This is a genomic window from Maribacter forsetii DSM 18668 (genome assembly GCF_000744105.1).
In the GTDB taxonomy this organism is placed as follows: domain Bacteria; phylum Bacteroidota; class Bacteroidia; order Flavobacteriales; family Flavobacteriaceae; genus Maribacter; species Maribacter forsetii.
Window position 1 is genome coordinate 860,652 of record NZ_JQLH01000001.1, and the last position, 14,406, is coordinate 875,057.

Annotated in this window: 11 protein-coding genes; 10 read left to right on the top strand and 1 reads right to left on the bottom strand. The window is 34.8% G+C overall.

The features are described 5' to 3' along the window. The first annotated feature begins 3 nt into the window (after positions 1-3). The 4 genes from sov to P177_RS03600 all read left to right on the top strand — a co-directional run bounded on the left by sov (position 4) and on the right by P177_RS03600 (position 8,854). Positions 4-7,188, top strand: coding sequence for a T9SS outer membrane translocon Sov/SprA (gene sov / locus P177_RS03585; protein ID WP_036151911.1), 7,185 nt, complete (start codon positions 4-6; stop codon positions 7,186-7,188). 133 nt (positions 7,189-7,321) lie between these two features. Continuing rightward, a complete protein-coding gene (gene gcvH, locus P177_RS03590) occupies positions 7,322-7,702 on the top strand; it encodes a glycine cleavage system protein GcvH (RefSeq protein ID WP_036151913.1) in 381 nt (126 codons plus the stop codon). A 37-nt stretch (positions 7,703-7,739) separates the two neighbouring features. Then, the gene (locus P177_RS03595; RefSeq protein WP_051941702.1) at positions 7,740-8,087 is read left to right on the top strand and encodes a VanZ family protein; all 348 of its coding nucleotides are present in this window, start codon (positions 7,740-7,742) and stop codon (positions 8,085-8,087) included. Positions 8,088-8,149: 62 nt separating this feature from the next. Continuing rightward, a complete protein-coding gene (locus P177_RS03600; RefSeq protein WP_036151915.1) occupies positions 8,150-8,854 on the top strand; it encodes an energy transducer TonB in 705 nt (234 codons plus the stop codon). A gap of 84 nt (positions 8,855-8,938) precedes the next feature. On the opposite strand, the gene P177_RS03605 is transcribed toward P177_RS03600, so the two are convergent. Next, entirely contained in the window at positions 8,939-9,808 is an 870-nt protein-coding gene (locus P177_RS03605) for an MBL fold metallo-hydrolase (protein WP_036151917.1), read from the bottom strand. A gap of 109 nt (positions 9,809-9,917) precedes the next feature. On the opposite strand from P177_RS03605, the gene cyoE reads away from it, so the two are divergent. The 6 genes from cyoE to P177_RS03635 all read left to right on the top strand — a co-directional run bounded on the left by cyoE (position 9,918) and on the right by P177_RS03635 (position 14,405). Further along, on the top strand, positions 9,918-10,820 hold the full coding sequence (cyoE, locus tag P177_RS03610) for a heme o synthase (protein ID WP_036151919.1): 903 nt from the start codon (positions 9,918-9,920) through the stop codon (positions 10,818-10,820). A 2-nt stretch (positions 10,821-10,822) separates the two neighbouring features. Then, the gene (locus P177_RS03615; RefSeq protein ID WP_036151921.1) at positions 10,823-11,404 is read left to right on the top strand and encodes a cytochrome c oxidase subunit 3; all 582 of its coding nucleotides are present in this window, start codon (positions 10,823-10,825) and stop codon (positions 11,402-11,404) included. 96 nt (positions 11,405-11,500) lie between these two features. Further along, entirely contained in the window at positions 11,501-12,475 is a 975-nt protein-coding gene (locus tag P177_RS03620) for a cytochrome c oxidase subunit 3 (RefSeq protein WP_036151924.1), read from the top strand. A gap of 53 nt (positions 12,476-12,528) precedes the next feature. Continuing rightward, complete coding sequence (locus P177_RS03625) at positions 12,529-12,912, top strand: cytochrome C oxidase subunit IV family protein (RefSeq protein ID WP_036151927.1); 384 nt, start codon at positions 12,529-12,531, stop codon at positions 12,910-12,912. Between the two features lie 125 nt (positions 12,913-13,037). Next, positions 13,038-13,661 (top strand): hypothetical protein, encoded by a 624-nt coding sequence (locus tag P177_RS03630; RefSeq protein ID WP_036151929.1) that lies wholly within the window; start codon positions 13,038-13,040, stop codon positions 13,659-13,661. A gap of 9 nt (positions 13,662-13,670) precedes the next feature. Beyond that, complete coding sequence (locus P177_RS03635) at positions 13,671-14,405, top strand: SCO family protein (RefSeq protein WP_036151931.1); 735 nt, start codon at positions 13,671-13,673, stop codon at positions 14,403-14,405. Position 14,406: the final 1 nt, after the last annotated feature.

Sequence of the window (14,406 nt, forward strand, 5' to 3'; positions counted from 1 at the left end):
AGTTTGAAAAACGGGGTAACTAAATTTCTTAAAATTTCTTTTAAGGGCATCTTTGCATTCTTTATGTTTTTAGCTTCTATAACGACTGTTATGGCGCAAGAAACAGAAGAAAAGGAAATTGATTCGGTAAAGACAGGGTATGATTTGGGTAGAATTCTAATTGAGAATCCAGAAAGTATTGTGTCAAAATATATTTATGACCCTGAACTTGATCGTTATATCTATAATGAGAGTGTGGGTGATTTTAATATTGGTTATCCTATAATTCTTACACCAGATCAATATTTTAAATTGATCAGGGAAGAAGGAATTAAATCTTACTTCAAGGAAAAATCCGATGCTTACTCAGGTAAAAAAGAAGGTAGTGAAGAAGCTCGTAAAAACTTACTTCCTAATTTTTATGTAAATAATGATTTCTTTTCTACCATTTTTGGTGGTAATACTATTGAGATAATTCCACAAGGATCTGTGGCAATGGATTTGGGTGTTATCTGGCAGAAAAACGATAATCCTTCTTTATCTCCTAGAAATAGAACAAACCTTTCTTTTGATTTTGATCAGCGTATAAGTCTTAGTATGTTGGGTCAAATTGGTGAGCGCCTACAGGTAAATGCCAATTATGATACAGAAGCAACCTTCGATTTTCAGAACATTGTTAAGTTAGATTACACACCAACTGAAGATGATATTATTCAATCTATAGAAGTTGGTAACGTAAACATGCCACTAAATAGTTCCTTAATTCAAGGAGCACAAAGTTTATTTGGTGTAAAAACGAAGTTACAATTTGGTAAAACTTCGGTTACCGCAGTTTTTTCTGAGCAGCGTTCGCAAAATAATACGGTAGTAGCACAAGGTGGTGGTACATTAAATGATTTCTCTCTAACGGCTTTGGATTATGATGAAAACAGACACTTTTTCTTAGCGCAATACTTTAGAGATAATTACGATGAAGCACTTTCTTCTTATCCTTATATACAAAGTCAAGTTCAGATTACGCGTATAGAGGTTTGGATTACAAACAGAACGCAGCAGACGTTAAATGTGCGTAATGTGGTGGCTATTCAGGATTTAGGTGAATCAGATATTACAAAGACCAGAGTAGGACAAAATAATGGTAGCGGTAGTGGTTTCTTTAATGGTCCTGCAGATTTAAGACCTAGAAACAACGCAAATGATTATGACCCGGCTTTAATACTTACTAATAGTGGTGCTTTAAATGATAATATTAGAGAAATTGCAACTGTAGAGAGTGGTTTTAATGCTGGTAGTTTTACCGGTGGATACTCTCCTAACCAAGGTTTTGATTATGCGTATTTAGAGAATGCAAGAAAATTGGAACAGGGTAGAGATTTCGATTTCAATACACAATTAGGGTATATCTCTTTAAACCAACGTTTAAGTAATGATGAGGTTTTAGGTGTTGCTTACCAATATACATTTCAAGGGCAAGTATACCAAGTAGGTGAATTTGCAAATGGTGGTATAGAGGCAACTACGGTTACTCAAGATGTTAGTACCGTTATAGAAAACAATACACTAATACTTAAACTTCTTAAAAGTAATATCACCAATATCACTGATCCTATTTGGGATTTAATGATGAAGAATATCTACGCTACTGGTGCGTATAGCTTAAGTCAAGAAGATTTTAAGATGAATATTTTATATTCTGATCCTACGGCAAGAAATTATATTACACCAATAGAAGAAGGTCCGGGTTCTGGTTGGCCAGAAGGATTAGAAGAGACTATTCTTTTAAATGTTTTTAATCTAGATAGGTTAAATGTGTATAATGATATTCAACCCGGTGGTGATGGTTTCTTTGATTTCATTAGTGGGCAAACCATAGATGTGCAGAATGGTCGTATCATCTTTACCACAGTAGAACCTTTTGGAGAGTCTTTGTACGAGAAACTACAAAATGGTAACAGCGGTCAATACGATGTCACTTCTGGGTATAATGCCAACCAAGAGCAGTATGTATTCAGAGATATGTATGCTTTAACAAAAACGGCGGCGCTACAAGATCCAGAAAAAAATAAGTTCTTATTAAAAGGTTCTTACAAATCAGAGGGTAGTAACGGTATTTCTATAGGAGCATTTAATGTGCCCCAAGGTTCTGTAACGGTAACGGCTAATGGTAGAACATTACAAGAGGGTATAGATTATACGGTAAATTATCAGTCTGGTACGGTACAAATTTTAGATCCTAGTTTAGAGGCTTCAAATGTGCCTATCAATATATCGGTAGAGAATAATGCGGTATTCGGTCAACAAACACGTCGTTTTACAGGTGTGAATGTAGAGCATCAATTCAATGAAAAATTTGTTTTGGGCGGTACATTATTAAATATGAACGAAAGACCTTTGACCCAAAAATCTACATACGGTGTAGAATCTGTAAACAATACTATTTTTGGATTAAATACTAACTTTTCTACTGAGGTGCCTTTCTTGACACGTATGGTGAATAAGTTACCAAATATTGATACAGATGTACCTTCTAATATTTCGGTAAGGGCAGAAATGGCGGCATTAATTCCTAGCTCACCTAAAAATGCTGATTTTGAAGGAGAGACTACTACTTACTTAGATGATTTTGAAGGAGCGCAGGCATTGATAGATATTAGAGCATCCCTTGGATGGTCTCTTGCCAGTATGCCTTTGGAATATGGTAATGGTGACCAACCTTTTGGTAGTTCTCCAGAAGATGCAAATAACCTGTTAAACGGTTATGGTAGGGCAAAGTTGTCTTGGTATACTATAGATCCTATATTCTTTACCACGCAAAGACCTGCCGAAATCAGTGATGATGATGTTTCAACCAATGCAACCCGTAGAGTATATATTGATGAAGTTTTTCCAGAGACAGATGTTGCTCAAGGTCAAACCCAAGTACAGTCTACATTAGATATGGTTTATTATCCAAATGCCAAGGGGCCGTACAATAATAATCCAGATTTTGACACTGAAGCTCCAACTGAAAAGTGGGGTGGTATGATGCGTTCTTTGAGCAGTACGGATTTTGAACAGAGTAACGTTGAATTCGTTCAATTTTGGGTAATGGACCCTTATGTTGATGGTATTGCAAATGGAGCGGGTGAATTAGTGCTTAACCTAGGTAATATTTCTGAAGATATTCTGCGTGACGGTAAAAAGCAATATGAAAACGGATTACCGGGGGTTGATAGTAATGATTTTGTTTCGCCTACCTCTTGGGGTGAAGTACCGGCAACACAATCTTTGGTGTATGCTTTTGATGCAGATGAAAACAATAGAGGTTTACAGGATATTGGTTTTGACGGTTTAGATGATGTACGTGAAGCGGATGTGTATACTAATAACGGTGGTGATGACCCTGCATTAGATAACTACGGATATTATTTAAATAGAGATGGTAGTATTTTAGATAGGTATTTAGATTTTAATAACCCGGAAGGGAATTCCCCTGTAACGGTAACGAATACGGATAGGGGTTCTACAACATTACCGGATGTGGAAGATGTTGATAGAGATTTAACCATGAATACGGTAAATAGTTATTATGAGTACCGTATTGCTATAAAGCCGAATACTACTATTAATGATGAATATGTAACCGATATTATTGAAGGCACCGCAACTGGTGATATTAGAATACCGAATGGTGATGAGGTTAATTACCGCTGGATTCAGTATAAAATTCCATTAAGCGACTTTACAGATGCTATTGGTGGTATTACGGATTTTAGATCTATTAGTTTTATGCGTATGTATATGACAGGTTTCAATAGCCCTACTATATTACGTTTTGCAACTTTGGATTTAGTTAGAGGAGATTGGCGTACGTATACAAATACTTTGCAAGACACAAATATTGACAGTGATCCTTCTGATGATGGTACTACCTTAGATGTAAATACGGTTAACATAGAAGAAAATAGTAGTAGAACACCAATACCATATGTGTTGCCTCCAGGTGTTGTTAGAGAGCAGTTAAATAATAACAATACTATTATTAGGCAGAACGAGCAATCACTTTCGTTGACGGTATCTAATCTAGAGTCTGAAGATTCTAGAGGGGTGTTCAAAAATTTGAATGTAGACATTCGTCAATATGAGAAATTGAAAATGTTTATTCATGCCGAAAAAATTATAGATAGTGATTATGCTGATACCTCTACACCTTTAGTTGGTTTCTTGCGTATGGGTACAGATTTCACTCAAAATTACTATCAAATAGAATTGCCGTTAGAGTTCACTCCTTTTACTGCAGTTGCAGATGATGAAATATGGCCAGAGAATAATGAGATGAATATTTTGCTTAGTGATTTAACGAAGGTGAAATCGCAATGGATTGCAGATGGTGATTTAACTGATGTTCGTTTCTTTGAAATTGAAAATGATGAAGTGATTCCTGTTGGTGAGTTTGATGTTCGTACTCCTGGTAGAATTCGTATCGGTATAAAAGGTAATCCGTCTTTAGGTAGTATACGTACCATGATGGTGGGTGTTAAAAACCAAGATATCTTACCGGCAAGAGGTGAAGTTTGGTTCAATGAACTTCGTCTTGCAGGATTGGATAATAATGGCGGTTGGGCGGCAATTGCCGCAGTAGATGGTAATATTGCAGATTTTGCCAATTTTAGTGCAACAGGTAGTAAGAGCACTTCTGGTTTTGGATCCATAGATCAAATGCCAAATGAACGTGCACGTGAAGATGCGGTTTCTTATGATGTAGTTACCAATGTTAATGTTGGGCAACTACTTCCTAAAAAGTGGGGAATTCAATTACCGTTCAATTACGGAATTTCTGAGCAATTAATTACTCCGGAGTTTGATCCTGTGTATGATGATTTAAAACTGGAAGATAGAATTGCGGCTGAAGATACCCAAGAAGGTAAGGATGATGTATTGGAACAAGCTGAAGATTATACTAAACGAACAAGCATTAATTTAATAGGTGTTCGTAAAGATCGTGGAGAAGAAGCAGATGCCAATTTCTACGATATAGAAAACTTCACCTTTAATTATAGTTACAACGAAACTGATCATAGAGATTTTGAAATTGCCGAATTAAAAGAACAAAATGTAAATACAGGTTTTGTGTATAATCACAGTTTTGAACCGCTAGAGGTTGCTCCGTTTGCTAAAAAGGATTCACTTTTTAATGGTAAGTACTGGCAGTGGTTAAAAGATTTGAATCTGAATTTGTTGCCTTCAAACATTGGGGTTACATCTAATATTAATAGGCAGTTTAACGCTCAACGTTTTAGAGATGTGTATACTGATGGTGAAGACAGAATAGAATTACCAGAGCTTCAACAACGTAATTATTTATTTAATTGGCAGTACGCGATCAACTATAATTTGACAAAATCGTTGCGATTAAATTTAACAGGTTCCAATAATAATATTGTTAGAAATTATTTAAATGAGGATGAGCCTGTAGAATCAATAGATAGGATTAGGAATGAATTAGGTTTATGGGACGGCTTTTTTGATGTGGGTGAACCAAACAGACATTCTCAACAAATGCAGCTGAATTATGAAGTTCCTTTTTCTAAAATACCTGCGTTAGACTTTATAAGTACTCAATATTCATATACTAGTAATTTTGATTGGCAAAGAGGGGGCGATGCACTTTTTGAAGTAGCAGGTGAATATATAAACACGGTGCAAAATGCAAATACACATACGTTGACATCGTCTTTGACCATGCAGAAGTTTTATGATTTAATCGGACTCAAAAAACGTGAGGCTCCTAGGGCATCTACCACCGGACCAATACGAAGAGATAAATCTGGAGCATTATCCGAAGATCAAGAAAAGATTAAAGGTAAGACAAGTGATTTGTTCAATACCGTTGTGGATATTGTTACCATGGTAAAACGAGTGAATTTCAACTATAGCGAAAACAATGGTACGGTGCTTCCGGGTTATACGCAATCTGTTGGTTTCGTTGGTACTACCAAACCAACTATTGGTTTCCTATTTGGTAGTCAGTCAGATGTGCGTTATGAAGCCGCTAGAAATGGTTGGTTAACAGGTTTTCAGGAATTTAACGAGCAATTCATCCAAAGAACAAATAAACAGTTGAATATTACCGCCACGGCTCAACCAACAAAAGATATAACTATTGATTTGGTGGCAGACAGGCAATATTCAGATAGTTATCAGGAGAATTTTAATGTTGTAGATCAAGAATATAACCTTCAGTTGGGTAACAATTATGGTAGTTTTAGTATTTCTACTATGATGATCGGTACTGCATTTGGAAAGAGTGATGAATTTGATTCAAGTACTTTTCAGCAGTTTAAGGATAACAGAATTACCATAGCGAATAGATTGATTTCTGATAGATCACAACCGGTAGGTGATTTGGATGAAGATGGTTTTCCTCAGTTATATGGTAAAACTCAACAAGATGTATTGTTGCCGGCGTTTTTTGCTGCATATACGGGACAAGATGCTGAACGTGTAAATCTAGATACGTTTAGAGATATTCCAATACCAAACTGGAGTATTAAATATACAGGGCTTATGAAGAGCAAGTGGTTTAAAAAGAAATTTAAGCGTTTTTCTTTAAGTCATGGGTATCGTGCATCATATAGTATAAACTCGTACCAAACAAACTTAGAAAAGGTACAGTTAATTAGCGATGGCCAAGATGCTATTAATGCAGAGAACCTAGATATATTGCCAGATTTGATTTTAAATAATGTGGTGCTTACAGATCAATTTAACCCGTTAATTCGAGTAGATTTTGAAATGAAAAATTCTGTTAGTGTATTGGCAGAAGTAAGAACAGATAGAGCATTATCATTAAGTTTCGATAATGATTTAATGACCGAAATCAATGGTAAGGAATATACGGTTGGTTTAGGATATCGTTTTAAAGATGTAAAATTTGTAACCAATATAGGAGGAAACAAAACAAGGTTAAAGGGCGATTTAAACTTAAAAGCTGATTTAACTTTACGTGATAACATTACTATTATTAGAAATTTAGATATCAATAATAACCAAATAACCTCTGGTCAAAATCTAATGTCATTGAAATTTACGGCAGATTATGCCTTAAGTAAGAACTTAAATGCATTGTTCTTTTACGATCATTCGTTCTCTCAATTTGCTGTCTCTACCGCTTTTCCACAAACAACCATTAACACCGGATTTACAATTCGTTACAATTTTGGTAATTAATAGGGCTGTTTAATAAGGGTTAAGCATAAGAATTAGCTACACTTTTGATCAAATCATAACATTTGTAATTATTTTGATAACCTAAGTTGAAAACTTTACATTTGCCGAAGTAAAAAAATAATAAACGATTATAATGAATATACCAGCTGAATTAAAATATACGAAAGATCACGAGTGGGTAAAGATAGAAGGTGATGTTGCCATTGTAGGTATTACAGATTTCGCTCAAGGTGAATTAGGTGATATTGTTTATGTTGAAGTAGACACTCTTGATGAGACTTTAGATCGCGAAGCGATTTTTGGTACGGTTGAAGCTGTAAAAACTGTTTCTGATTTATTTTCTCCTTTATCTGGTGAAATTGTAGAATTCAACGAAGCGTTAGAAGATGAGCCGGAAAAAGTAAATTCTGATCCTTACGGTGATGGTTGGATGGTAAAAATTAAGTTTAGCGATGCTAGCCAATTGGAAGATTTGTTGAGCGATGCTGCATATAAAGAGATAATAGGTGGTTAAAAACACTATTTATAAAGTACTTTTCATAAGCTGGATGATGTTTGTAACATTTTCCAGCTTATTTTCTTTTTCGGGAATTGGTACCTCAAGGTTCAATATTCCGCATATGGATAAGGCCGTTCATTTTACGTTCTATTCCGTTATGGTGGTGTTGGGTTATTTGGCAACACCTAAAAGTAAAGAACAAGTTATAGGCAAGTCTAAGTTATTGTGGTACATTGTTTTATTCGCTGTGCTGTACGGTATAATTATTGAAGTAATACAGCATGTAGCTACTGCTGATAGACACGGAGATCCACTAGATGCACTTGCAAATTCTACTGGAGCTATTGTAGGAATGTTAGCCGTAAGATTTCTGTTTTTTCGGGTGCCCTCGTTAAAATGAAAATTTTAGTTGCATATTTATGGATTAATTAGTTAAATTAGCAATCACTAAATTGAAAATATATGGAACCTAAAAAGAATCCAAAAGCGGATTTAACAAAGAACAGCAGTCTTTATTTCGTTATCGGTTTGTTTGCAGTAATGCTATTTACTTATGTAGCATTTGAGTGGAAAACGTATGATGAGGTGAATGATTATGATATTTCTATGAATGTGGATGATCTTTTAGATGAAGAAGTTCCAATGACAGAACAGATCAAGACTCCACCACCTCCACCGCCACCAGCTGCACCGGAAATTATTGAAGTTGTAGAAGATGAAGAAGAGGTTGAGGAAACTGTAATCGAGTCTACTGAAACTAGTCAAGAAGAAGAAATCGTTGAGGTTGAAGATGTTGTTGTTGACGAGATTGAAGAAGACGTTGATGTACCTTTCGCAGTTATTGAAGATGTGCCTGTTTTCCCAGGTTGTGAAAATGAAAGCGATAAAAGAGCTTGTTTCAATAAAATGATTCAAAAGCATATTGGTAAAAACTTCCGTTACCCAGAAATTGCTCAAGAAATGGGTGTTCAAGGTAGAGTTAGTGTAATGTTCGTAATTCAGAAAGATGGTAGTATCGGTAACGTTAGAATGCGTGGTCCAGATAAGAACTTAGAGAAAGAAGCTGCGAGAATTATCGGTAAATTACCGAAAATGACTCCTGGTAAGCAAAGAGGTAGAGCAGTACGTGTTCCTTTTAGTATTCCAATTAACTTTAAATTACAATAGTATTTATTTACTGTTTTAATCATATAAAAAAAATCCTGAGCTAAATGCTCGGGATTTTTTTTACGTTTACTTTTTGTAAAAAAATTATTTTTTTAAACTGGTATAGAAAATAGTTCTCATTCGTTCCGGACTTATAAATCCAGTTCCAAAGTCATCATCGTATTTAGAAGAGATGGATGAATTTTTTTCTACTTGTTCTAGAGTGTCTCCAGACGCTATAGCTTTAAGAATATTCTCTTTAATAGTTTCTAGCATATCAAGGTAGTCAATAAGTTTTTGTTTGTTAGAAGGTCTTCCGTGACCAGGTATAATTATAGTATTGTCATCAATGACCATTATCGCTTTTTCTATAGCGGATATATAACCTTCAACACTACCGCCATTCTTTAAGTCCATATAAGGATAACGCTCAGAAAAATAGGTATCACCCATGTGTAGTACATTGTTTTTCATAAAATAAATCATGGCATCGCTATCGGTATGGGCATTGTGTACATGAAAAGCCATTATGGTTTCATCGTTTTCAAACAATTGTAATTCTTCTGAAAAAGTAATTTCGGGTAAAATATCTTTACCTAATTCAGGTTTCTCTTCTAGCTTTTTCTCAAGACTAGTTCTAACATTATTTTGAGCTATTAGGATGGTTGATTCGGAATTGAACTCTGCATTACCACCAGTGTGATCACCATGCATGTGTGTATTTATTAAATACTTTAACGGTTTGTCCGTAATGCTAGATATAGCCAGTTTAATTTTTGGGCTTAACCGTGCAAATTGATCATCTATCATAAAAGAATTGGTTGCATTGACATATAGACCAATATTTCCTCCTTGTCCAGTAAGCATATATACTTCACTAGTTAGCGTGTCAACCTTGATAATAACTTCTTTCTCCTGGCTCCGGCAAATGGAGTGAATTAGAAATAGTAAAATAAGTAAGTTTAAATGTTTCATTTTTAAGTGTTAAAGTGTTAACTCGTTAGCTTTCAAATATACTAGAAATAAAGGTTTAAGGTTGCAGAAATATGGTAGGGGCGTTATCTTTGCAGACCTATTAAAAAATATGAAAATGGCAGTTGGTTCGGAAAAAGAAAGTGCTTTTGCATTGCTTTTTGCCGATTTTAAGGAGATTACCAAAGCTAGATTAGCTGTTAGTGTCGTTTTTTCTTCTATTGCAGGTTACTTTCTTGGTGCGTACGAGATACAATGGGTGCAAGTGTTATTATTGGCATTTGGAGGTTATTGTATGGTAGGTGCCAGTAATGCTTATAATCAGGTTATTGAGAAGGATTTGGACGTTTTAATGAAGCGTACTAAAAATAGACCCATTCCTGCAGGTCGTATGACGGTAAATACGGCTATGAGTCTTGCTATTGTTTTAACAATACTAGGTGTTTTATCACTATATCTTTTAAACCCCAAAACAGCAATGTTTGGGGCAATTTCTATATTTCTATATACCAGTGTTTATACTCCTTTAAAAACAATTACGCCACTTGCTGTATTTGTAGGCGCAATACCTGGAGCGATTCCCTTTATGCTGGGTTGGGTAGCCGCTACTGATGATTTTGGAATAGAACCGGGCACTTTGTTTATGATTCAGTTTTTCTGGCAGTTCCCGCATTTTTGGGCATTAGGGTGGATGTTAGATGATGATTATAGAAGCGGCGGGTTTAAAATGCTACCAACAGGAAAGAAAGATGCGGCAACAGTGTTGCAAATAATAATGTATACTATTTGGATGATGGCAGTGTCCATAATTCCAGTATTTGGAATTACGGGTAGATTGCAATTATCAGTTGTATCGGCCGTAATTATCTTTTTAATGGGAGCGGTAATGTTAGGTTTCGCTTTTCAGTTGTATAGAAAGAGGGATAATGTTTCTGCAAGAAAATTAATGTTGGCAAGTGTTAGTTATATTACACTAATGCAGATTGTATACGTAATAGATAAATTTTTAGCTTAATTATGGATTTAACACAGGGAACGGAGGCAGAGAAGAATGCTAGGGCAAAGAAGATGATGCTTTGGTTTGGTATTATTAGCTTGTTAATGGGTTTTGCAGGTTGGACAAGTGCCTACATTGTAAGTAGCTCTAGAGAGGATTGGTCTAGTGATGTAGGGTTGCCAGTCTCTTTTCTGTATAGTACTATTGCCATTATCATAAGTAGCATTAGTTATATGTTGGCAAAAAAAGCTATAAAGGATGGTGATAATGCTAGCGGTACTAAATGGTTGTGGATTACGTTAGGTTTAGGAGTTCTGTTTATCTTTTTGCAATTTTCGGGTTTTTCTCAAATGGTTGCGCAAGGGTATTACTTTACAGGACCTACCAGTAGTATAAAAGTATCATACATCTTTTTAATAGCAATGGTGCATGTGGTGCATGTTGTTGCGGGTATGATTTCTTTGTTGGTGGTGCTGTATAATCAAAACAAAGGAAATTATAGTAAAGAGAACTATTTAGGTGTTACCTTAGGGGCAACATTTTGGCATTTCTTAGATTTTTTATGGGTCTATTTGGTGTTATTTATGTTCTTTGTGAAATAAAAAACAAATCAAAGTTAGTTTTGGGTCAAATTGCGTTTTTAAATAGTTCAAAAAAATGTAAATTTGCTAAAGTTTTATTAAAACGATAAATAGTATATGAATTCTACGGTGACTACGGGAACGGAAACAAGCGTATGGGGTGGTGGCAATCAGCCTTTAGGAGCAAGCTATGGAAAAATGATGATGTGGTTTTTCCTTGTATCGGATGCGTTAACTTTCTCTGGATTTTTAGCAGCATACGGCTTTTCAAGATTTAAATTTATTGAAACATGGCCAATAGCGGACGAAGTGTTTACACACGTTCCTTTATTTCATGGAAATTATCCCATGATATATGTTGCCTTTATGACCTTTATTTTGATTATGTCGTCTGTAACGATGGTATTGGCGGTAGATGCTGGTCATAAAATGAAAAAGAATGCAGTTATCTGGTATATGTTCGCTACGGTAATAGGTGGTATCATATTCGTAGGTTCTCAAGCTTGGGAATGGGGCACCTTCATTAAAGGTGATCATGGTGCTTTAGAAACTAAAGGTGGCAGAATTTTACAATTCGTTAAAGCAGATTCTGGAGAGAGAGCGTCATTATCTGATTTTGCCGCATCAATACCAGACTCAAGGGTTGCACATGAAAGAAAGAACGGTATTTGGTTTTTTCAAGAACCTACATTAACAAGTTTTTCCCTTGAAGAAGTTGTGAAAGGTTTTAAAGCCGATTCTAATATTTTGATAAGAACTGAATTAATTAATGAAGAAGGTGAAAAGACTCTTTTAGATAGAAAAGCTTCATTAGCTAAATTAGCAGATGCAACCCAAGTTGTAGAAGGTGCTAATTTAATTCATAACGAATATGGAAGTAGGCTTTTTGCTGACTTCTTTTTCTTTATCACTGGTTTTCACGGTTTCCACGTATTCTCAGGTGTAGTAATTAACATTATCATTTTCTTTAATGTTATTCTAGGTACTTATGAGAGAAGAGGTCACTATGAAATGGTAGAGAAAGTTGGTTTATACTGGCACTTTGTAGATTTAGTTTGGGTATTCGTATTTACATTCTTCTACCTAGTATAACCCTTATAGCAATAAACAGCATTACTGTATAAAGAATTTTAGATTAAAGTAACATGGCAGACGGACATAAATTAGAGATTTTTAGAGGACTTGTAAAGTTCAAATCTAACACACAGAAAATCTGGGGAGTATTAGCTTTTTTAACCTTAATAACTGCGGTAGAGGTAGTATTGGGTATTATTAAGCCAGCATCTTTAACAGATACTTACGTATTGGGAATGAAATTGATTAACTGGGTCTTCATTATTTTGACCTTAGTTAAAGCGTACTATATTGCTTGGGACTTTATGCACTTACGTGATGAGAAGTCTGCGTTAAGAAGAGCGATAGTGTGGACACCAATATTCTTGGTTATTTATTTGACATTTATTCTTCTAGTAGAAGCCGATTATATTTATAACGTTTATAAAGATGGTTTTATAAGTTGGAACTTCTAAGTTATAATTAACAATATTAAAAGACGGTTTTATAACCGTCTTTTTTATTTTTGTATAGTTTGTATTTTAATGATTTTCTCTATTGAAGTATTTTGAACTGTTTCAATAACTAGTCTTCCTAATTTATGAAAAAAACATTTGTTCTTGTCGTGTTATTTGTACTTCCAATAGTGGCATATCTGTTTTTTGCTTCTGGAGTAACAAATTTTGGAAAATTATCTCAACTCACCGAAAATATACAAGAATTAGATTTTTCAAGTCAAGCTCAATTCAAAGATAAAATTACTGTTCTTGGTTTTTTAGGTACTGATGTTGAAGGTAGAAAGGGTAATGCATTTAATTTAAATCAAAAAATATACAAGCGTTTCTATGAGTTTAACGACTTTCAATTTATCATGATAGTGTCTCCGGAAACCAAAGGGGAAGTTGTAGAGCTTCAAAAAGAGCTGGCTACATTGGCTGATAACGATAAGTGGAAATTTGTTTATGCTGAAGATGATCAAATTGAGTCATTATTCGGTAGTTTGAGTACAGATACCAAGTTGGATGCTAACAATAGTACCCCTTATGTTTTTATTATTGATAAAGATTTAACCCTTAGAGGTAGGTCTGATGATGAAGATGATGGTACAAAGTATGGATTCAATTCAAATTCTGTTGCAGATTTAAATAATAAAATGGTAGATGATGTCAAGATTATTTTGGCAGAGTATCGTCTTGCATTAAAAAAGAATAATGCCGATAGATAAAGCTATATCATGAATAAAAAATATACATACGTTTGGGTTTCGTTAATTGTTCTGATTTTTGGAATCATTGTAATACCAAGAATAGTTGATAGATTATCTTCTGGTTCTGTCGTTGAAAATGACCGTCTAAATTCAGATAGTAAAGATACTAGTGAAGAAAAGTTAGGTTATATCTTGTTAGATGGTAAACGACGTAGAGTGCCTTCTTTTGAATTTATAAATCAGGATAGTGTTCTGGTGTCAGATAAGGATTATCTGGGTAAAGTGTATGTGGTAGATTTTTTCTTTACCAGATGTCCAAGTATATGTCCTGTTATGACAACCAATCTTGTAAATGTTCAAAAGCATTTTAAGGATGCTAAAGACTTTGCAATAGCTTCTTTTAGTATTACTCCAGATTTTGATACACCACAGGTTTTGAGTGCTTATGGGGAAAAATATGGTATTAATGATGCCAATTGGAATTTAATGACAGGCAATCACGAGGGTATATATGAACTTGCCAACGCAGGTTTTAATATTTTTGCTGCAGAAATGGCAGATTCACCTGGCGGATTTGAGCATTCAGGTCTCTTTGCTTTAGTAGATAAAGAGGGTTTTTTAAGATCTAGAATAGATGAGTTTGGTAATCCTATAGTGTATTATCGAGGTGCTATTTTGGAAGAAAAAGGAGTTAATGACCACGGTGAAACCGAAGAAATTGGTATTCTTAAAGTTGATATTCAAAAATTGTTAGAAGAATAGG

Excerpts from the sequence above, each read along its gene's own strand:
- P177_RS03635 (WP_036151931.1), top strand. The coding sequence starts at position 13,671 with ATGAATAAAAAATATACATACGTTTGGGTTTCGTTAATTGTTCTGATT.
- P177_RS03625 (WP_036151927.1), top strand. The coding sequence starts at position 12,529 with ATGGCAGACGGACATAAATTAGAGATTTTTAGAGGACTTGTAAAGTTC.
- cyoE (WP_036151919.1), top strand. The coding sequence starts at position 9,918 with ATGAAAATGGCAGTTGGTTCGGAAAAAGAAAGTGCTTTTGCATTGCTT.
- P177_RS03620 (WP_036151924.1), top strand. The coding sequence starts at position 11,501 with ATGAATTCTACGGTGACTACGGGAACGGAAACAAGCGTATGGGGTGGT.
- P177_RS03595 (WP_051941702.1), top strand. The coding sequence starts at position 7,740 with ATGTTTGTAACATTTTCCAGCTTATTTTCTTTTTCGGGAATTGGTACC.
- P177_RS03600 (WP_036151915.1), top strand. The coding sequence starts at position 8,150 with ATGGAACCTAAAAAGAATCCAAAAGCGGATTTAACAAAGAACAGCAGT.
- P177_RS03615 (WP_036151921.1), top strand. The coding sequence starts at position 10,823 with ATGGATTTAACACAGGGAACGGAGGCAGAGAAGAATGCTAGGGCAAAG.
- P177_RS03605 (WP_036151917.1), bottom strand. The coding sequence starts at position 9,808 with ATGAAACATTTAAACTTACTTATTTTACTATTTCTAATTCACTCCATT.
- P177_RS03630 (WP_036151929.1), top strand. The coding sequence starts at position 13,038 with ATGAAAAAAACATTTGTTCTTGTCGTGTTATTTGTACTTCCAATAGTG.
- gcvH (WP_036151913.1), top strand. The coding sequence starts at position 7,322 with ATGAATATACCAGCTGAATTAAAATATACGAAAGATCACGAGTGGGTA.